The organism is Bradyrhizobium ingae (assembly GCF_055791185.1).
In genome coordinates this window covers 156,707-175,405 of sequence record NZ_JBVUBB010000008.1, presented here as the reverse complement: position 1 = coordinate 175,405, position 18,699 = coordinate 156,707, and the positions used below count along the sequence as shown (strand labels likewise).

The window sequence follows — 18,699 nt, the reverse complement described above, 5'->3', positions numbered from 1 at the left end:
TAAAGCCCACGATCCTCTTCACCGTAGCGTCCATCACCCACGCTCGTCGATCTGACGGGACAGGATGGCTGAAAATTCATCCGCGAAGCCCTCGAGCCGCTGGGCCTGCCGATTCACCTCGGAGGTGAACTTATTGTAGAAAATAGTGGCAGGAATGGCGGCGATAAGGCCGATTGCGGTCGCAAACAACGCCTCCGCGATGCCGGGCGCCACCACCGCCAGAGAGGTATTTTTCGAGGCCGCGATCGACTGGAAGCTCGACATGATGCCCCAGACGGTACCGAACAGGCCGACGAAGGGACCCGCGGAGCCGACGGTTGCGAGCACCAGGAGGCGCCGCTCCAGCCGCTCGATCTCGCGCGCGATCGACACGTTCATCACCTTTTCGATGCGCATCTGAAGGCCGGCGACCGAGCGCGCGTGGCTCTCGAAGGAGCGTTTCCACTCGCGCATCGCCGCGACGAAGCAGGCCGCCATCGAATGCGTCGGCTTGGCGGATAGCGTGCGGTAAAGCTCCTCGATCGACTCGCCGGACCAGAACGCCTGCTCGAAGCGGTCCATCGAGCGGCGGGTGCGTGCGTAGAGGAAGATCTTGTCGATCGCGATCGCCCAGACCCAGACCGAGCAGGACAGCAATCCGAGCATCACCGCCTTCACGATCCAGTGAGCCTGCCAAAACAGCGCGATCAGCGACACGTCCGCGGAAGCAGTAACCGGCAGGGCTGACTGAGCGACGTCGGCCGGATTCATAAGCAGTATCCTCTCAAGGCGATCGTTCCATGTCCTCGGCGCGCAAAATGGCTGCCGGTTCCCCTAGCCGTGCGGGTCGCGCGCAGCTGCCAAGCCTGCGCAAAGCCTTGTCTTTTTGGATTGCAGCGGCCCGTCCGAAGCCGGCCGTCTGCTTTCCCTGCCAAGATGTCAAAACTAAGGGCCTCGACTAAGCCTTTGGGCGCGACTTGCCGACCCTACCAGACGCCGACGATAGTTAATGCCGGGTTAGCGCGGGCGCATTTGGCTGCCGAAATGGCAGGCCGTGCAGGCGGTTGGCCGGGGTAGCGGCTGCCGACTGCCGTCGGGAGTTTCGCGCCCGGAGCGAGGCCGGTTCCGCACGGGGCTGCCGCTGTTCATGGCGGCTTCTGGCAGGCCGACGATGGATGCACCTGGGCCTACCCCCCTCCCCGGCGAAGAAAGCTGGTTGGCGCCATAGCTACACCACGCCGCCATGCTCCACCTCACAGCTCGCGGGCCGAGCCCATTGGCTGCGCTCGCGAATAACAATGCGTGCCGGGATCACCGGCCCAGCCCAAGGAGCGTCCCGTGCAGAAACCAGGAACAGGTGCGCGGTGGATCGTCGCCGCGATTATATCGGTCAGCCTCACAACGTTTGTCCCCGCGCGCGCGGCATCGGTGGCACCGGTCGCCGCGGAGAACGGCATGGTGGTGTCGGCGCAGCATCTGGCGACACAGGTGGGCGTGGACGTGCTCAAGCGCGGCGGCAATGCCGTCGATGCGGCAGTCGCGGTCGGCTACGCGTTGGCGGTGGTCTATCCGGCAGCCGGCAATCTCGGTGGCGGCGGCTTCATGACGATCGAGCTCGCCGACGGCCGCAAGACCTTCCTCGATTTCCGCGAGACGGCGCCCAAGGGCGCGACTGCCAACATGTATCTCGACAAGGACGGAAACGTCATCAAGGGCATCTCCACCAAGGGACACCTGGCCGTGGGCGTGCCGGGATCCGTCTCGGGCATGGAATATGCGCGCGAAAAATACGGCACGATGAAGCGCGCCGACCTGCTCGCCCCAGCGATTCAGTTCGCCGAGCAGGGCTTTGCGCTGGAGCAGGGCGATATCGATTTGTTGGGTACCGCCACCACGGATTTTCAGGATGATCCCGCGTCCGCCGCGATCTTCCTCAACAACGGTCAGCCGTTTCAGGTCGGTGAGAAGCTGGTGCAGTCTGAGCTCGCCAAGACCCTGCGGGAGATCAGCAGCAAAGGCGCCGACGGCTTCTACAAGGGCTGGGTCGGCAGCGCTATCGTGGCATCGAGCCAGGTAGGCAAAGGCCTGCTGACGCAGGACGACCTCGACGGCTACAAGACGCGCGAGCTTGCGCCGGTCGAATGCGACTATCGCGGCTACCACGTCATCTCGGCACCGCCACCGAGCTCGGGCGGCGTCATCATCTGCGAGATCCTGAATATACTGGAAGGCTACCCGCTGCGGGAGCTGGGCTATCACTCCGCGCAGGCCGTGCACGTCCAGATCGAGGCCATGCGCCATGCTTACGTGGATCGCAACAGCTATCTCGGCGATCCCGACTTCGTGAAGAACCCGCTCGACCGCCTGCTCGACAAGAACTACGCCGGCAAGATCCGCGCCGTGATCGATCCGAACAAGGCTGGCGTCTCCAAGGATATCAAGCCGGGCGTCGAGCCGCACGAGGGCAGCAACACCACGCATTATTCGATCGCCGACAAGGACGGCAACGCGGTATCGGTGACGTACACGCTGAACGACTGGTTCGGCGCCAAGGTGACGGCGGCCAAGACCGGCGTGCTGCTGAACGATGAAATGGACGACTTCACCGCGAAGGTCGGCGTGCCGAACCTCTATGGCCTGGTGCAGGGCGAGGCCAATGCCATCGCTCCCGGCAAGCGGCCGCTGTCCTCGATGAGCCCGACCATCGTCACCAAGGACGGCAAGACCGTCATGGTGGTGGGCACGCCCGGCGGCAGCCGCATCATCACGGCTGTCCTGCAGACGATGATCAACGCGATCGATTACGACATGAACGCGCAGGAAGCCGTCGACATGCCGCGCATCCACCAGCAATGGCTGCCGGACCTCACCAACGTCGAGAACTATGCACTGTCACCGGACACCCGCAAGATTCTGGAAGGCATGGGCCACGAGTTCGGGCCGCCGCAGCCGGCCAACCATCTGGCGGTCATCATCGTCGGCGCGCCGTCGCTGAACGGTGAGCAGGTCGGCAACAACCGCTACTATGGCGCCAACGATCCCCGCCGCAACACGGGGCTGGCCGCCGGGTATTGAGGGCCTTGGAGATGCCTGGGGTGGGCAAAGGCGCGAAGCGCCGTGCCCACCCCTTCTGCGTAAACAGACGAGGTGGGTATGGCGTTCGCTTTGCCCTGCCAGAGTGCCGTTCGACGGACAGCGCCGAACTCGAAACCTCGTAGGCAGCCTGTGCCACGCGTGAGGGTTTATTTTACCGGCCGATCGGCAACACACTCTATTGTATTTGCCTGTCAGCCGCCCGACGATGCCGGAGTGGGCCGCTCGTCAGACGACTGCAGTGGCTGGCGAACTGCCCGACGACCTCGTACGGGAGATCCGCATGGAACAGATTCTGATCAACCTCGTCTCAGGCGCGCTTGGTGGAATTGGCGCGGGCAAGTCTTCTCCGACATTCGATCTCGGGATGGCCGGCAACGCCATTTCGGGCCTGGTCGGCGGCGGAGTGCTCGGCCAGGTCATTACGTTGCTGCTTCCGTCGATCATGGCCGCAGCAGAGTCTGGCAATTTGAGCGTCGGCGGCGTCGTGTCACAGGTCGTTGCCGGTGGCGCCGGCGGGGCGATCCTCACCGCGATCATCGGAGCCATCAAGAACAAGGCTGCCGCCTGATCGATGTGGCAAGGGACAAAGCCTTACCATTTCTCCTTCGACGTCCGCACGTCGAGCTCGAACGACCAGGCACGTTCGGGTTGGCGGTAGAGGAAGGCGAAGGCATCAACGATACCTTCGATGCTGATCAGGCTGTCCTGCCTGCTTGCAGCATCGGGAAAGCGATTCATGATCTTGTCGCCGGCGATCGCGCCGTCGACCACGACATGAGCGACGTGGATGCCGTCGGGCGCATATTCCTTGGCCATCGCTTGCGCGAGCGTGCGCAAGCCGGCCTTGGCGGAGTTGAAAGCGCCGAAGCCGGAGCGCCCGCGCAGCGAGGCGCTGGCACCGGTGAAGAGCAGCGTGCCGCTCTGCTTCGGCGCCATGCGACGCACCGCCTCGCGGCCGAACAGGAAGCCGCCGAAGCAGACGACACGCCAGGCGTTCTCGAAATAGTCGGCGTCCATCTCGATGATCTTGCCGGGCGTATTGTTGCCGGCATTATAGATCGCGAGATCGAGTTCGCTGCCGGCGGCATCGAACAGCGCCGCAATGTCGCTCTCCTTGGTAGCATCGGCGACGAAGGGAACGGCCTGTCCTCCTGATTTTTCGATACCGTTCGCAACAGCCTCGAGCGCGGACGACGTCCGGCCCGCTACGATCACTTTAAGCCCGTCCGCAGCAAACCGCTTGCAGAGCTGGGCGCCGAGCCCGCGGTCCGGCCCCACACCGATCACGATCGCCGTCTTCATCGCATCCTCCCGCAAAGCCTGAAGTCCAAGCCCAATCGTCACTCGCCCAGCATATCGCAATTAGTTCTAAAATAGAACTATATTATTGATCGCAATTTCTACCTGAGAGTAGAGGCACGGCGGCCTACTCAGGCGCTTTCATTCCATTTTGGAATTTTGTATCGTCGAGGCACGAACGCACTAGGAATTCAGCCTTTTCGGGATTGGACGCATGCGATGGGATTCGCTTGAGCAGGAACAATGCTCGGTCGCCAGGACGGTGGCGGTGATCGGCGACCGCTGGAGCCTCTTGATCCTGCGTGACTGCTTCTTGCGCGTGCGCCGGTTCGAGGAGTTTCAGTCCCGGCTCGGGGTCACCCGGCACGTTCTCGCCGATCGCCTGAAGAAGCTCGTCCGGTTCGGCGTGCTCAGGCGCTCGCCCTATCAGGAGAATCCGACGCGTTACGAATACATCCTGACCCAGAAGGGACTGGATCTCTATCCCGTGGTGATGGCGATCGTGCATTGGGGCGACACGCACATGGTGGATGAGCGCGGACGCCCCCTGCTTCACGAGCACAAAGGCTGCGGCAAGATGTTCGACCCGGTGCTGGTCTGCTCCGAATGCGGCGAGCCGATCATCGCGAAAGAGGTCCACGTGCACGCCGGCCCGGGTGCGGCGGAAGGCATGGCCGAGGAGCTCGCAGCACGCGAGGTTGCATTGACCGCCCGCGCGAAATAGCGGCACGCCCAATCCGCGCGACTCACCTCTTGGGTCAGGATTTACGCGCCCGGGAGGGCACGGTAGCGTCGCCGCTGCCCAGTTCGCCGCCGTCAGCCAAGCCCAGGAGCTTCATGACGATCTTTCGGCGCTCCATATCCGTGAAGGGCGAGACGCCGGCCAGCTCCATGTACCAAAGCCCTTCCACCGCGAGGTGAACGATCGCCGCGCGGTCGAAGTCGATGCCCGCGCTGATCTCGCGGAAACGCTCCGCGTAGTAGGCCTTACCGGCTCGGTTATTCCATAGCCCAGACATGCGCAGCCGCGCACTCGCCTTGTCCGCCTTTGAGCGGTTGTGCATCGAGGCGATCGCATAACCCTTGAGCTCGCGCGATGGCGTATCGGGCAAGCTCTCGGTCGTCCTCTGGCGAGCTTCGGCATAGCGCTCGACGAGTCGCTCGGCAAGCGCATCGATCAGGGCTTCCTTGCTGAGGAAGTGATAGAGCAGACCGCCTTTGCTGACGCCGGTACGCGCCGCGAGCGCTTCGTAGGTCAACGCGGCCACGCCCTCCTCTGCAATCAGATCGAGGGCAGCATCGAGCAGCATCGGCCGCGCGCTTGGACGGCCAACGCCGCGCTCGGTGGCCGACTTCGACTTGGCTGCCTTCTTGCTCATATGGCGACTATTTTCAGAAGCATCCCTGGCTGTCAAGATTAATTACTGCACCGTACGGACGGTTCTTATTGCGAATACCGGGAATGCCGATCCTGCTTGGATTTACCATTTGACAGTCGCGCTTATCGGAATGTTTATATACAGTATAGACGGTATAGTATTTGCGCCGATAATTACGCGCGGGACGAGACGCAAAAGAATGACCAGACACATTCCTCGCAACGACGAACGTCCGCTCGACGATACCGAAAAGGGTATTCCCGGCCACGTCGGCGTCATCCCGATCGATACTTTGCGCACGCAGGGCTGGAACCTGCTGAAGGAAGACTTGCCACTGCCGGTCGCCGTGCTCAAGGAAGATGCCGTGTGGCACAACGTCCGCTGGATGCAACGCTTCATTGCGCAGAGCGGCGCGGCGATCGCGCCGCACGGCAAGACGACGATGAGCCCGGCACTCTTCGATCTGCAGCTCGCGGCGGGCGCCTGGGGCATTACGGTCGCAACCGTCCATCAGCTCCAGGTGGCGCGCCGGTTCGGCTATTCCCGCATCGTGATGGCGAACCAGCTCGTCGGTCGGCGCAATATCGACTATGTACTGGAAGAGCTGAAGCGCGCCCCCGACTTCGAATTCTGCTGCCTTGCCGATTCGATCGCTAATGTTGAGCGCCTCGCTGATGCGGCGCGCCGCATCGACGCCGGCCGGCCGCTGCGTCTGCTGGTCGAGATCGGCTATATCGGCGGCCGCACCGGCTGCCGCGATCTCGAGTCCGCGCTTGCGGTTGCGCGCGCGATCGCGGCCGGTTCACCCGTTCTTGCCTTGGCGGGGATTGAAGGCTTCGAGGGTCTCATGCACGGCGGCACGCCGGCAGAGAGCACTGTCCTGGTTGACGGTTTCCTTGAGCGGATGGCGACCCTCGCCAGGGCTTGCGCAAAGGAGGGACTGTTTGCGCCAGGCGAGGTGCTGCTGAGCGCCGGCGGCTCGATCTACTATGATCTCGTCGCGGCAAAGCTGCGATCTATCGAGATCGGCCAGCCGACCAAGGTGGTGCTGCGGAGCGGCTGCTACATCACGCATGACGACATCCTGTACAGGCGCGCGTTCGAGGCGCTGCATCTCCGGGATCCCGAACTGGCCGCCATGGGCGGCGGACTGCGACCGGCGCTGGAGATCTGGGCCTATGTCCAGTCGCGGCCCGAGCCCGAAAAGGCGATCCTCGGCTTCGGCAAGCGCGACGCGTCCTATGACGATCCGCCGCTGGCGCTGAAATGGTTCCGTCCGGGCGGCACGATGACGAGCCCGGCCGCGATCCCATCCGGCCACCGCGTGACCCATCTGAATGACCAGCACTGCCATTTCGCCATCCCGCCTGACTCTCCTCTGGCGGTCGGCGACATGGTTGCGTTCGGCATTTCTCATCCCTGCCTGACCTTCGACAAGTGGCGCGTCATGCAGATGGTCGACGAAGCGTACAACTGCATCTCGGCCATCAGGACCTATTTCTAGTCACCGACCCGGCGTCGCCGGCGCTGACACTGTGCTTCTTCTCCTCCCACGTTCGAAAGGACACGCGACCATGTCGGCCTCTCACCCCGCAACCAAACCCACTGCCTCCGGCGGCTACTCCTACATTCCCTTCGAGTTTCAATACTCGTCCGGCGTCGCGGCCCTACCAGGCTTCCGGCTCGAGCGTGCGCGTTTCAACCGGCTGGTGCCGATGGCCGAAGGCTTCGCGCGGATCAAGGCGCATCTCGGCTCGCTTGAACGGCCGCTCACCGCATTTGCCGCATGTGAATTGCGCTCGACGCTGCCTTTCACGGCGGACGGCTTTCGCGAGTTCAATCTGGGCTATGCCCAGGTGTTGCGAGAGTGGGGCATCATGAAGGGCGAGGATAATCCGGTTGCACGAAGCAATGTATGTCCCGAGCTCGATCCGCCGACCGAGTCCGGATTCTACGCCTTCACCTACACCGTTCCGGACACTTCTGCGGCTCCGACATTCCTGATCTCGGGCGGCGCCGAGACACGAAGCGCCGCGATACCACAGGATCGGATCGTCGCCTTTGGAGACACCTCCCCCGCCGGATTGCGCGCAAAGGCACGGCAGACCCTCGGCGAGATGGAGAAGCGACTGGCGGCCTTCGGGTTTGGCTGGGCTGATACCACCGCCGTCCAGGTCTATACCGTTTTCGATCTGCACCCCTTCTTTCTGGATGAGATCACGGCGCGCGGCGCCGCTCGCAGCGGCTTGACCTGGTATCCCTGCCGGCCGCCCGTTCAGAAGATCGACTTTGAAATGGACTGCCGCGGTCTCACGCGCGAGATCGTTCTGTCGGCATAAGATTCAGCCGGAGCCGAGACTGCCCGCCGCTCCGCGGCATCTCAAAACATCCACAGATGCGCGGCGAACCACCGCCGCGCGTCGCGATTGAAGTTGACGATCAGGCGGCAGGCCGCGCACTCGTCGGCGAAGCATACATATAGTAGTGCACGTAACGATCCCGGCACTTCTCCTGTAGTTCCGCCTCGGACAGGTCCTCCGCGAACCGCGCCGGACTCATGAGGGACAGATCGTCGGTCGTACGACCGTTGACGATGAGCTCCACCAGTTGCTCACTCAAAGCCGGCGCGGTCGACAACCCCCCGACGTTGCAGCCGCCGATCACATAAAGATTCCTGACGCCGGGCGCCTGTCCGATGATGTGGTGGCCGTCCATGGTCATCGTCGGCAATCCCCCACGGTGCTCACGCAGCGAAAGCTCCGTCTGGAAGATGGGAAACTGATCCTTGACGAGAGCCGCAAGTCGCTTCAGCACGGCCAGATCAAGCTCGAGATTTTCGATCCGGAACGAGCCCGGCAGTTTGGAGAGATCGACCGGTGTGGGATCGCTCTCGTATCCTCCGAACATCAGCCCGCCGCGATCCGGCCGCACATACACATTGGCATCGATGATGCGGGTGATCGGCTGCTGATTGCTCACGCCAGGCAGCGGATTGGTGATCATCAACTGGTGGCGCATGGCAACGGCTGGGACCTTGGCGCCGGCCAGGGAGGCGACGAAACGAAACCATCCGCCGGCGGCATCGACAACGACGGGCGCGGAGAATTCACCGCGATCAGTGACGACCCGCGTGACCGCGCCGTGTTCGACAACCAACTCGGAGACCTTCGTGTGAGGCAGCATCGTAGCCCCCAGCCGCACCGCGCCCTTCGCGTAGGCGCGCGGGACCTGCACCGGCTCCAGGAAGACGTCCCGCCGCATCAGCGTCGAACCAACGATGCCCTTGTTCTGCAGAAACGGGTTGCGTTCACACGCCTCCTCGGCCGTAATCATGTCGACTTCGAGCCCGAGCTTCTTCGCAGCGGCGACCCGCTCCGCCAACAGCTTGAGATGTTCCGGTCGACGTGCAACCGACATGCTGCCGGGCTGGTAGAATTCGATCGGCTCGCCCGTATCCTCGGCCAGGCGCTCGATCTTCTCGACTGCACGAACCGCAAGCCTGGTCATGACCTCGGTCGAGCGGACCTGACCGCTCAGCCCGGCGGCGCGCGCCGAGGTCTGCGAGGCGATCTCGGCCTGATCCAGCACCGCAACATGGCGTCCTGCCTTGGCGAGATGGAAAGCAGTGCTCGAGCCCAGCGCGCCCGAACCAATGACGATTGCATCAAACTTGTCCATAACCGGCCTTCCTTTCTTCCGATGATTGCGGGCTCAGGCGTGCTTCCATCAACTTGGCGAGATAGGACAGCGGCAACGCCATGATCAGGTACATGAGACCGACCGCGATATAGATCTGCAGCGGCATGAAGTATTCGCTGGTGAGATCCCGTGCCTGCAGCATCATCTCCGGTGCCGCAATCAGTGACGCAACCGATGTATCCTTGAGCAGCGCGATACCGTAGTTGCCCATCGGCGGTAGGACGATGCGAAGAGCCTGCGGCAACACGACGTAGCGAAGGACCTGAATGTTGCGCATGCCCAGCATCTGCGCGGCCTCGCGCTGCCCCTTGTCGATCGCCTGGATGCCGGACCGATAGACTTCGGCAACGTAGGCAGCACCGTTCAAGCCAAGGCCGAGCACGGCCGCATTGAACGAATTGAGCGTGATTCCGATCGAGGGCAGTCCGAAATAGATGACAAACAGCAGCGTCAACGACGGCATGCCGCGGACGATCTCGACGTAGCCATATGCAATCGCCCGCAGCCAGGCCCGCGAGGACAACCGGGCTAGCGCCAGCGGCAAGGCGAGCACAGCGGCGAGGATGAAGGCCAGCGACATGAGTCGCAGCGTCCAGACGGCGCCGCGCAGGAGCTGGGGCAGCCATTCCAGAAACAGCGAAAAGAAGCCGATCATGTCAGCCTCCCGCGGCGGAGCCGGTTTTCGAGCCACTGGGCGAGCCGCGACAGCGGAAAGCTCATCGCGATGTAGATGACCGCGACCAGGATGTAGATCGGTCCGCTGAGATAGCTCTTCGTAACGAGGTTGCGGGCGTAGAAACTGAGTTCGGGCGCGGCAACGGCCGATGCGAGCGAGGTCTCCTTGAGCAGACCCACGGCGAAATTCGCCAGCGGCGGCAGGACCACCCGCATCGCCTGCGGCAAGATCACGTAACGAAGCGCCTTTGGGCGCGTCATGCCGATCATGAAAGCCGCCTCGAGCTGACCCGCATGAACCGACTGCAGGCCCGCGCGGAAAACTTCCGTCAGATAGGCGCCGCCGTTCAAGCCGAAGCCGAGTACCGCCACTGGGATCGGATCCAGTTTCACACCGACCTGCGCCAGGCCGAAATACAACACGAACAGCTGGGTGAGGATCGGGACGCCGCGGAATATCTCGACGTAGATCCTGATGCCCAGTCGGGCGAGGCGTGAGGGAAAGGTCTGAAGCAGCCCAAGGACGAGCCCGATCAGGACCGCGACGATGAAGGCGCCAATCGTGATCCTGACCGTGGTTATCGCCCCCGAGAGCAGAACCGCCGTGAATTCAGGCAGCAACGGCAGTGCACGCGACCACTCGTTCACGACGCGAGCCCCGTTGGGGATGCGCTACGTCGGTCACGTTGTGGGCGCAGCAGTGCCATCGTCCGCGGATGAGCCGGCTTGCTCAGAAGATCCCGCGGCGCTCCTTCGTCGACGACGGCTCCGTGATCCATCACGATGATGCGGTCGGCAACCTCCTCGGCGAACGACATTTCGTGCGTGACGATCAGCATCGTCATGCCCTCATTGGCAAGCTGCTGCATGACATCCAGCACCTCACCGACGAGCTCTGGGTCCAGCGCAGACGTCGCCTCGTCGAACAGCATCAATTTCGGCTTCATCGCCAGCGAACGCGCGATTGCTATTCTCTGCTGTTGTCCACCCGACAAGTGGTCGGGATAGGCGTTCGCCTTTTGCGGGAGGCCCACCTTTTCGAGAAGGTCGCGCGCTTCGGGTTCGACCTCGTCGCGCGGGCGCCTCAGGACCTTGAGCGGCCCGAGCATGATATTTTCGAGCGCCGTCAGATGCGGGAAGAGATTGAACCGCTGGAAGACCATGCCGATGCCGGTTCGAATGTCAGCGATCTCGCGGTCGGACATCGAAATCCGCTGGCCATCGACGAACCTGTCGCCGATGTATCTGCCGGCGACGATGACTTCACCGGCATTCGGCTTCTCAAGATGCGCGATGCATCTGAGAAGCGTGGTCTTGCCGGAGCCGCTCGAGCCGATGATTGCCACCCGTTCGCCGCCTGCGACGTTCAGGCTGACATGGTCGAGCGCCCTGTAATTTCCGAAGGTCTTGCAAAGGCCCGACACCTTCACAAGCGATGAGTTCGCTGCAACGTGATTCATGCCGCCTGCCCTGCTCGCCTCGGATCGTTCAGCCGAACAAAGCCGAGTAGTCCTTTGGCTGGTGCGCCCACTTTCCGATGACATTGCCGCTCTCGTCGCGGTCGACGCCGAGACGCGGATTGCTTTCGTTGGAAAGAGCTGCGAGGTAGTCGTCGGCCTCCATGCCGTATTTCTTCAGCAGCTTGCCATTAGTGCCGGATCGCCAGAGCCAGCGGACACCGGCGTTCACGGCGTCGAAGAGATCGAAGTTTTCGACGTTCATGCCGATGACGGTGGTCTGCTTCTGGCCCAGCACATCGAAGTCCGGCAACGAATCGGTCGGCACCAGCTTGAGGCTCCAGTTGGGATTCTGCTGGATCATGTAGGCGACCGTTGGCGCGTCCAGAAACGCGAAATCGAGACGCCCGGCCTGCACGTCACGCACGCACGCATCGGTCGTATCGTAGAGCTTGAGCTCGCTCGTTCCGGGAATTCTCTTCAGTTCGGGGACGATCGTGAATCCGCTGACCGTGCCGATGCTGCGGCCCTTCATGTCGTCGACGACCAGGCGCGGGCCGACCTTCATGTCCTTTCGCGTCAAGGTGTACTTGCCGGTGTAGTAGATCGCGTCGGTCAGAAGCAGCACCTGCGAGCGCGCTTTCGTCCACCCCATATTGCCAAGCATGACGTCGGCGCGGCCTCCCCGGATCGACTCGATCGTCGCTGACCAGTCCATCAAGGCTGGCACCGCCTTGAGACCCATCCTCGTCGCGATTGCCGTGATCATCTCGCCATCGGCGCCAAGGATCTGCCCCTCCTTGATGCTGGTCATCGGCATGTCCCCGTTCATCGCGACCGTCAGTGCCCCCGGCGCCACCGTCTTGAACCCCTGCGAACCTGCCCTGGAGCTGCGTGCCATGACCAGGGCAGCCGTTCCCCCAATCGCTCCCGACAAGACGTCTCGACGGGAAAGAAAAGCCATTCTCTGGCGCGAAGAAGATTTGCTCTGGCGCGAAGAAGATTGGTCGAAAGACATGAGCTCCTCCTGATTGTTCCACGCGGCAAGCGACCGCATCGATCGAAGCGACCGCGTGCCCGGCACCCATTTTTATACCGTACGTCTGGTACAGTAACTGCTTTCGAGGCGTGTTGCAAGACGATCGCATGAGCGCATTTCACGCGGCCTCTCCCTCAGGCTGTGCGGATTCCATCGTGCTCGCTTGAATGACACTGCGCGTCTCGGGCTCACAGCCCGCGAGGCCGCGTCGCTGAGTGGCCTCGCGCGGCAGGGCCGATCGCGGCGACGATCAGGCGACTTCTTCCGGACAGTTGGTCAACCGCGCGGGATTGCCGACAGCGGTGCAGCCGTCCGGCACGTCGGAGATCACAACCGACGCGGCGCCGATCTTGGCGAAGTCGCCGATGCGAATGTCGCCAAGAATGGTCGCGCTGGCGCCGATGAAGACACCGTTTCCGATCCGAGGCGAGCGGGTCGGCAGTTCGCCATTCCGGCCAATGCTGACATTCTGGAGAATCGTCACGGCGTCGCCGATCACGGCGTTAGCACCGATCACGATGCCGCTGGCGTGGTCGAGATATACCGACGAGCCAATATGCGCCGCAGGATGGATGGTGACCTGCAAGGCGTTGGATGCTTCGTTCTGAAAGAGCAGCGCCGCATCGATATGGCCGCGGCTCCAGAGCCAGCTCGAGACGCGCCATGCCTCGAGCGCGACATAGCCCTTGAAATGCAGCAGTGGCGACAGCAGGCCCGCGATGGCAGGGTCCCGGATCGCGATGGCGCGCAAGTCGAGAGTTGCCGTCTCAATCAGGTCGGGCTGCTGACGGAAAGCGTCGTTGGCGAACGCGGTGAAGCGCGCACGCACAGTGGTGTTGCTGCCGCCAAGCCGGCGGCCGATCAGATCTGACAGAGCGGCGGCGAAATCGTCATGTGCGAGGACAGTTGCCGCCAAGACCGTGCCGAAGACGGGATCGGCTGCGGCCGCGCGTTCTGCCTCGCCGCGGATCGCCTGCCAGAGACTGGCGCTCGATATGCTTGCAGCCTCCGCCATCGCCGACCCCGGTCCTTCGCCGCCTAGTTTCGCCCACTGAATATAGGATGTCCGCGGCGGTGTGGCACCAGGCTAGCAAAGCCAAACCGCCCGCCTGCGGGGCTCGCAGGCGGGCGGTTCGGGGCCATCAGGATTTTTGGGGGCGTGCGCCTGAAGGCTTTGCGGATCGGATCAACCCTGCGGCGGCGGCTCGTTCGGCGGCGTCGGACGGGTCTTGTGCTGCGCCATGAACTGGTCGAACTCTTCCTTGTCCTTGGCGTGACGAAGCCGCGTCAGGAAATCCTTGAACTCGCGCTGCTCTTCCTCGAGCCGCTGAAGGGTCTCGGTGCGGTACTCGTCGAACGCGCGGTTGCCGGAGGACGGCGGGCCGAAGCCAAAGCCGAAGCCGCGGCGCTCCATGCGGTCGCGCATGCGGTCCATCTTGTACTGCATCTTCTCCATCTTGTTCTGCCAGCGATCGTGGCCGCTCCAGCACGACATTCTTCTGCTCCCGAGTGTGAAAAAGAGAAGGGCAAGCCCGATCGGCCACCAGATGATGAAGCCCAGGACGGTCACGGCAATCCAGCCGGGGTGCCAGGGCGTATCGAGCATGTGGGGGCGGTAGTAGGGGTCTTCCGAGGGGCCGCGCCATCGATTGACATCAGCGGTGTAGGCCATTTCCCATCTCCATCACGGCTGTCACGCCGTTGTGAATGTAAATAACATTTACATAGGTAGCCGATCCCGTGGTTTTGTCAAGCCAGCCGCCGGACAGGCCGGCCGATTTATTTGCGCAATTTTATTTCAGCTTGCCCCAGGGACCATTGGGCGGGCTGGTCGAACCGGAGGATGCCTCCGGTGGCACCGGCGGCGGCTCGGCGCCTTTCGTCGCGGGACGACGGTCGATCGGGAAGCCGAGGCCGCGCAGATAGATCAGCACTTCGGCTTCGAGCAGCTCGTCCGGCGACATCGGCAGCTTGCGGCGCGCGGCATCTCCGCGGGAGAACAGCGAGGCCACGCCGTGCGACATCGACCAGATGTGCAGCGCCATCATCATCGCCGGCGGCCGCGGCGTGCCCGGCGGCGTCAACGCCGCGAGGCGTTCGGCGGCCGCACGAATGACACCGAAAGCGCGCTCGCCTGCCGCCATCAGCGCCGGATTGGCGTCGACCGGCAGGCCGGATTCGAACATCGCGGAATAGAAAGCGGGCTCTTCGCGCGCGAAGGCGAGATAGGCTTTGCCGACGCGCTCGAACGCCGTGAGAGTGTCCGGGCGGCCATCGTCCCAGGCCGCGGTCAGGCGCGCCTCGAACTGCTCGAAGCCGCGCTGCGCGATCGAGGAGAGCAGTTCGTCGCGGTCGCGAAAATGCCGGTAGGGAGCGGCCGGGCTGACGCCTGCCATCCTCGCGGCATCGGCAAAGGTGAAGCCGGCCGCGCCCTTCTCGGCGATCAGCCCCAGCGCTGCCTGGAGCAACGCCTCCTTCAGATTGCCGTGATGATAGCCGCGCTCGGCGCGGCGCTGCTCGTCCTTGCGCCAGCTCATGTGAATGACTTTTACATGAGCTGTGCGCGAAGGTCACTAGCGCGGGCGGGGATTGATTAACCCGTACTTCCCCGGAATGGGAGCTAGCCGCCGGGAATCGGCAGCACCGGCATGATCTCGACCCGCTCGCCCGGGAAGATCGCAAAATGCGGATGGTTCTCGAACATTTTCGCCGCAGCCTCGTGCGAGGCGGCCTTGACCACCGTAAAGGCGCCCATCTCGTTGGCGATGTCGGCAACGCCTTTGGTGTCGACCTTCTTGGTCTTGCCGAGCGGGCCGCCCATGGCCTGGATCGCGTCCTGGTGCTTCTGGACCCAGGCGTGCCAAGCCGCCATGCCCTCCTTCTCCTTCGCCTTGCGTTCGGCTTCCGGCAGCGCATTCCAGGCAGCCATCTTCGCGCTCTCCTTGCTGCCGAGGAAGACGGCGAGATAGGTGTCGTTGCTCATCGGTCGTTTCTCCTTTGATGGTGGACTGATTGATGGAGTGACGAAGCCGCGACATCGGCCGCGGCCATCGTGGCTATTTTTTCTTCAGGCCGTCGAAGCCGGCGGCCGCCTCCTGCACCTCAGGCGAGAAGTCGGCCATTTCCTGCACCTGGCGGATTTCGATGATCTCGTTCGGCGAGGCCGGACACTTCTTGGCCCAGCCGATCGCCTCCTCGCGCGAATCAACCTCGATCATCCAGTAGCCGCCCAAGACTTCCTTTGACTCGGCGAAGGGACCGTCGGTCACGACCGGCTTGCCGGTCGCGAACGAAACGCGTGCGCCAGTCGAGGGCGGATGCAAGCCGTCGAGCGTGATCAAAACGCCGGCGTCCCTGAGCGCCTCGTTGTAGCGCATCATCGCGGCGACGCGCTCCGGATCGAGTTGAACGTCCTTCGGCGCGGTCTCGTAACCGAGCGGGATCATCAGCATCATGAATCGCATGAGAGTTCCTTGTTGTTTTTCGTCACTCCGGGGCAGCCCGCGGGGCTGAACCCGGAATCTCGCACCACAATTTCTGGATTTCGGGTTCAGCCCCGACGCACGCCCCGGAATGACGGCAGGTCGGGCTATTTCTTCGCGGCCGTCGCGCGCGTCCGCTCTTCCTGCTCGCGCAGCTCGGGGGTGAGGGCCTCGCCAAAATCCTCCGCCGAGAACACCTGGCGGATCTCGATCTCGGCGCCGGGCGCGAACGGAGCACGCTTCATCCAGGAAATCGCCTCATCCAGCGAAGCGGTCTTGATCAGCCAGAAGCCGGAGACGAGGTCGGAAGAGAGATCGAACGGGCCGCGGGTGACCCTCGCCTCGCCGCCGTAACGGACGCGTGCACCCTTGACGCTCGGATGCAACCCTTCGCCCGCCTCGATCACGCCGGCTTTCGCCATCTCCTCGTTGAACTTGCCCATGGCGGCCAGCATCTCGGTGGTCGGCATCTTGCCGGCCTCTGTATCCCGGTTGGCCTTTACGATCACCATGAAACGCATTGTCGATGCTCCGTTTTTCGTGTTTGGGCCGAATTTACCCGCGCTCTTGGATAGGACGAACCGCATCTTGCGGTCCCGACATGCCGGTGAAAATTATTTCGGAGGTAAGGGGTCGCGAGGCTATCCCTGCTGGCGGCAGAAAGACACGCGATCCAGCCGGAATCATCCCAGCAGCGCGCGAAGTAAGTCTGCTTATCGAGATTGTCGTCGAAGGGAGCTGGCGAAGCGGAAGTTGTCGGCGAGCGTCCGCGACGCTGGCGCGGGCATTGGCAAGAGAGGGAGCCAAGAGATCCTTGATCAGGCTTACGCGATCGGCCGGCATCATTACACCACCTCCGCGAAACAACCGGAGCAACGTCCGGTCTCATTGAAGAGCGCGCATTCCGTATCGGCGTCATTCGCGTGGCGCAGGCGCGACATCGTGACACGGACGCACCTGCCGAAATCCGATACAGAAAATCTTGGCTTTTCCGTAGATGTACGGAAGCACCCACGTCGCGAGTAATGACTGCTGGCATGCATATAAATCGATAATGAACGCAGACGCAGACACATAGTCATTGCGATCCGGGAGTAGCAGGACAACCGGCTCGCTTCGCAGGGTTCATAGTCGATAAAGAATCACGTGCAACTCTTTGTGACAGTTGCATTCATTCGATCCTCCCGCGTTCCAACGCCCAAACCATTTTCCCCGGAGGCACGGATTTGTTCAGCTTTTCAGGCAAGGCCAGGATTCAGCATGCGCTCGCACAGGCGGCGGCGCTCGATCGCTCGCAGGCGGTGATCGAGTTCAGTCTCGACGGCACGATCGTCACCGCCAACGACAATTTCCTGAAAGCGATGGGCTATTCGCTCGACGAGATCAGCGGCAAGCATCATCGCTTGTTTGTCGATCCGGCCGAACGAGAGAGCGCGGCCTATCGCGACTTCTGGGCGCGGCTCAATCGCGGTGAATTCCAGGCCGCACAATACAAGCGCTTCGCCAAAGGCGGCCGCGAGATCTGGATCCAGGCCTCCTACAACCCGATCTTCGACCTCAACGGCAAGCCCTACAAGGTCGTGAAATACGCAACCGACATCACCGCGCAGGCGATCGGCCGCAAGAAGGCCGACAACGCGCGCGGACTGATCGAGGCGGTTGCGGCGGGCAGCGAGGAGATGAGCGCCTCGATCCGGGAGATCTCCGAGACCATGGCAAAATCACGCCAGAGCTCGAAGGCGGCGACGAGCCGGGTCGAGATCGCCGACGGCCAGGCACAGAAGCTCAATGCGGCGGCGCAGGCGATGCGCGGCATCGTCGAACTGATCTCGGGCATCACCGGCCAGATCAATCTCCTCGCGCTCAATGCCACGATCGAGTCCGCACGCGCCGGCGAAGCCGGGCGCGGTTTCGCCGTGGTGGCCTCGGAGGTGAAGAGCCTCGCCAACCAGGCCAAGCAGGCGACCGACACGATCTCCTCGGAGATCGACGCGCTGAACAGCATTTCGGGCGACGTCGCAAGTTCCCTCGGCGCGATCAAGGCCGCCATCGCGGGCCTGAACGAGTTCATCGCCTCCACCGCCGCCGCGGTCGAGGAGCAGAGCATCGTGACCGCCGAATGTCCGGGAACATGCAGCGCGCCTCAGCGGAGCTCTCCTAGTCCGGCAGCCACCGCCGCGTCATCTCGCTCGCGCCTTCCGGCAACATTTCGAAGATTGCTGACGCCAGCACGGCGTGGACGTGCAGCGTCACAGTTCCCACATTGCGGAAGCCGTGCTTGCGACCGGCGGGCACCAGCACCGACTGGCCGGCGGTGACCTTTGCGCGCGTCTCCTCGAGCCAGATCTCGGCTTCGCCCTCACGCACCGTCAGCACCTCCTCGACGAGGTGACTGTGCGTCGGCGCGCCGGCGCCGGGGGCGACCCACTGCTCGAAAATGCACAACGCCGTGGCGCCGGTGCGGGCCGAGGCCAGCATGCGAGTCTTGACGCCCGGCCGCCACTCTTCCAGAGCCGATGGATCGGAGGACTCCATGCGGAAGCCTTTCTTGCGAGGGCGAAAGCGCAGTAAAAGACGCGAAGGCCGTCCGCCTT

21 protein-coding genes and 1 pseudogene are annotated in these 18,699 nt (G+C 63.0%); 7 read left to right on the top strand and 15 right to left on the bottom strand.

What is annotated here, in order from left to right; genetic code table 11:
- Positions 1 to 33 precede the first annotated feature (33 nt).
- Positions 34 to 750, bottom strand: a complete 717-nt coding sequence (gene tolQ, locus ACV1FX_RS15135) for a protein TolQ (RefSeq protein ID WP_473118352.1) — start codon at positions 748 to 750, stop codon at positions 34 to 36.
- Between the two features lie 567 nt (positions 751 to 1,317).
- Here tolQ and ggt point away from each other — a divergent pair.
- Together ggt and ACV1FX_RS15125 are read left to right on the top strand one after the other, a co-directional pair.
- On the top strand, positions 1,318 to 3,054 hold the full coding sequence (gene ggt / locus ACV1FX_RS15130; protein WP_473118351.1) for a gamma-glutamyltransferase: 1,737 nt from the start codon (positions 1,318 to 1,320) through the stop codon (positions 3,052 to 3,054).
- Between the two features lie 301 nt (positions 3,055 to 3,355).
- A complete protein-coding gene (locus tag ACV1FX_RS15125) occupies positions 3,356 to 3,643 on the top strand; it encodes a hypothetical protein (protein ID WP_473118350.1) in 288 nt (95 codons plus the stop codon).
- A 23-nt stretch (positions 3,644 to 3,666) separates the two neighbouring features.
- On the opposite strand, the gene ACV1FX_RS15120 is transcribed toward ACV1FX_RS15125, so the two are convergent.
- Positions 3,667 to 4,377, bottom strand: coding sequence for an SDR family NAD(P)-dependent oxidoreductase (locus ACV1FX_RS15120; protein ID WP_473118349.1), 711 nt, complete (start codon positions 4,375 to 4,377; stop codon positions 3,667 to 3,669).
- Positions 4,378 to 4,588: 211 nt separating this feature from the next.
- Here ACV1FX_RS15120 and ACV1FX_RS15115 point away from each other — a divergent pair, with 211 nt between their 5' ends.
- Positions 4,589 to 5,098, top strand: a complete 510-nt coding sequence (locus ACV1FX_RS15115) for a winged helix-turn-helix transcriptional regulator (RefSeq protein WP_473118348.1) — start codon at positions 4,589 to 4,591, stop codon at positions 5,096 to 5,098.
- Between the two features lie 34 nt (positions 5,099 to 5,132).
- Here the strand turns inward: ACV1FX_RS15115 and ACV1FX_RS15110 are convergent, their stop codons facing one another.
- Positions 5,133 to 5,684, bottom strand: a complete 552-nt coding sequence (locus ACV1FX_RS15110; RefSeq protein ID WP_473118347.1) for a TetR/AcrR family transcriptional regulator — start codon at positions 5,682 to 5,684, stop codon at positions 5,133 to 5,135.
- Between the two features lie 268 nt (positions 5,685 to 5,952).
- On the opposite strand from ACV1FX_RS15110, the gene ACV1FX_RS15105 reads away from it, so the two are divergent.
- Together ACV1FX_RS15105 and cnbZ are read left to right on the top strand one after the other, a co-directional pair.
- Entirely contained in the window at positions 5,953 to 7,257 is a 1,305-nt protein-coding gene (locus ACV1FX_RS15105; protein ID WP_473118346.1) for an amino acid deaminase, read from the top strand.
- 70 nt (positions 7,258 to 7,327) lie between these two features.
- The gene (gene cnbZ, locus ACV1FX_RS15100) at positions 7,328 to 8,092 is read left to right on the top strand and encodes a 2-amino-5-chloromuconate deaminase CnbZ (RefSeq protein WP_473118345.1); all 765 of its coding nucleotides are present in this window, start codon (positions 7,328 to 7,330) and stop codon (positions 8,090 to 8,092) included.
- 100 nt (positions 8,093 to 8,192) lie between these two features.
- Here cnbZ and ACV1FX_RS15095 read toward each other — a convergent pair whose 3' ends face one another.
- The 5 genes from ACV1FX_RS15095 to ACV1FX_RS15075 are packed head-to-tail and all read right to left on the bottom strand — an operon-like array spanning position 8,193 to position 12,398.
- On the bottom strand, positions 8,193 to 9,431 hold the full coding sequence (locus ACV1FX_RS15095; RefSeq protein WP_473118344.1) for an NAD(P)/FAD-dependent oxidoreductase: 1,239 nt from the start codon (positions 9,429 to 9,431) through the stop codon (positions 8,193 to 8,195).
- Positions 9,418 to 10,107, bottom strand: a complete 690-nt coding sequence (locus tag ACV1FX_RS15090; protein WP_449376896.1) for an amino acid ABC transporter permease — start codon at positions 10,105 to 10,107, stop codon at positions 9,418 to 9,420. The genes ACV1FX_RS15095 and ACV1FX_RS15090 overlap by 14 nt, the downstream gene beginning before the upstream one ends.
- Positions 10,104 to 10,775 (bottom strand): amino acid ABC transporter permease, encoded by a 672-nt coding sequence (locus tag ACV1FX_RS15085; RefSeq protein ID WP_473118343.1) that lies wholly within the window; start codon positions 10,773 to 10,775, stop codon positions 10,104 to 10,106. Before ACV1FX_RS15085 ends, ACV1FX_RS15090 begins: the two co-directional genes overlap by 4 nt.
- Positions 10,772 to 11,587, bottom strand: coding sequence for an amino acid ABC transporter ATP-binding protein (locus ACV1FX_RS15080; protein WP_473118342.1), 816 nt, complete (start codon positions 11,585 to 11,587; stop codon positions 10,772 to 10,774). The genes ACV1FX_RS15085 and ACV1FX_RS15080 overlap by 4 nt, the downstream gene beginning before the upstream one ends.
- Positions 11,588 to 11,615: 28 nt before the next feature.
- On the bottom strand, positions 11,616 to 12,398 hold the full coding sequence (locus tag ACV1FX_RS15075) for an ABC transporter substrate-binding protein (RefSeq protein WP_473118341.1): 783 nt from the start codon (positions 12,396 to 12,398) through the stop codon (positions 11,616 to 11,618).
- Between ACV1FX_RS15075 and ACV1FX_RS15070 the strand changes: the two genes are divergently transcribed.
- Positions 12,385 to 12,615, top strand: a complete 231-nt coding sequence (locus ACV1FX_RS15070; protein WP_473118340.1) for a hypothetical protein — start codon at positions 12,385 to 12,387, stop codon at positions 12,613 to 12,615. The genes ACV1FX_RS15075 and ACV1FX_RS15070 overlap by 14 nt on opposite strands.
- Before the next feature lie 258 nt (positions 12,616 to 12,873).
- On the opposite strand, the gene ACV1FX_RS15065 is transcribed toward ACV1FX_RS15070, so the two are convergent.
- The 6 genes from ACV1FX_RS15065 to ACV1FX_RS15040 all read right to left on the bottom strand — a co-directional run bounded on the left by ACV1FX_RS15065 (position 12,874) and on the right by ACV1FX_RS15040 (position 16,626).
- Positions 12,874 to 13,638, bottom strand: a complete 765-nt coding sequence (locus ACV1FX_RS15065; RefSeq protein WP_473118339.1) for a serine acetyltransferase domain-containing protein — start codon at positions 13,636 to 13,638, stop codon at positions 12,874 to 12,876.
- A 171-nt stretch (positions 13,639 to 13,809) separates the two neighbouring features.
- On the bottom strand, positions 13,810 to 14,295 hold the full coding sequence (locus tag ACV1FX_RS15060) for a DUF2852 domain-containing protein (RefSeq protein WP_449376900.1): 486 nt from the start codon (positions 14,293 to 14,295) through the stop codon (positions 13,810 to 13,812).
- A gap of 121 nt (positions 14,296 to 14,416) precedes the next feature.
- Positions 14,417 to 15,160 carry a TetR/AcrR family transcriptional regulator gene (locus ACV1FX_RS15055; RefSeq protein ID WP_473118338.1) on the bottom strand — a complete coding sequence of 248 codons (744 nt, stop codon included), beginning with the start codon at positions 15,158 to 15,160 and terminating at the stop codon, positions 14,417 to 14,419.
- A gap of 83 nt (positions 15,161 to 15,243) precedes the next feature.
- Positions 15,244 to 15,606 (bottom strand): hypothetical protein, encoded by a 363-nt coding sequence (locus tag ACV1FX_RS15050; RefSeq protein ID WP_473118337.1) that lies wholly within the window; start codon positions 15,604 to 15,606, stop codon positions 15,244 to 15,246.
- Between the two features lie 73 nt (positions 15,607 to 15,679).
- Positions 15,680 to 16,087, bottom strand: coding sequence for a YciI family protein (locus ACV1FX_RS15045; protein WP_473118336.1), 408 nt, complete (start codon positions 16,085 to 16,087; stop codon positions 15,680 to 15,682).
- Between the two features lie 125 nt (positions 16,088 to 16,212).
- On the bottom strand, positions 16,213 to 16,626 hold the full coding sequence (locus ACV1FX_RS15040) for a YciI family protein (RefSeq protein ID WP_473118335.1): 414 nt from the start codon (positions 16,624 to 16,626) through the stop codon (positions 16,213 to 16,215).
- 750 nt (positions 16,627 to 17,376) lie between these two features.
- Between ACV1FX_RS15040 and ACV1FX_RS15035 the strand changes: the two are divergent.
- Positions 17,377 to 18,266, top strand: a pseudogene (locus ACV1FX_RS15035) (methyl-accepting chemotaxis protein); the annotation flags it as partial.
- Here ACV1FX_RS15035 and ACV1FX_RS15030 read toward each other — a convergent pair.
- Positions 18,263 to 18,583, bottom strand: coding sequence for a cupin domain-containing protein (locus ACV1FX_RS15030; RefSeq protein WP_473118454.1), 321 nt, complete (start codon positions 18,581 to 18,583; stop codon positions 18,263 to 18,265). The pseudogene ACV1FX_RS15035 and the gene ACV1FX_RS15030 overlap by 4 nt on opposite strands.
- Positions 18,584 to 18,699 lie beyond the last annotated feature (116 nt).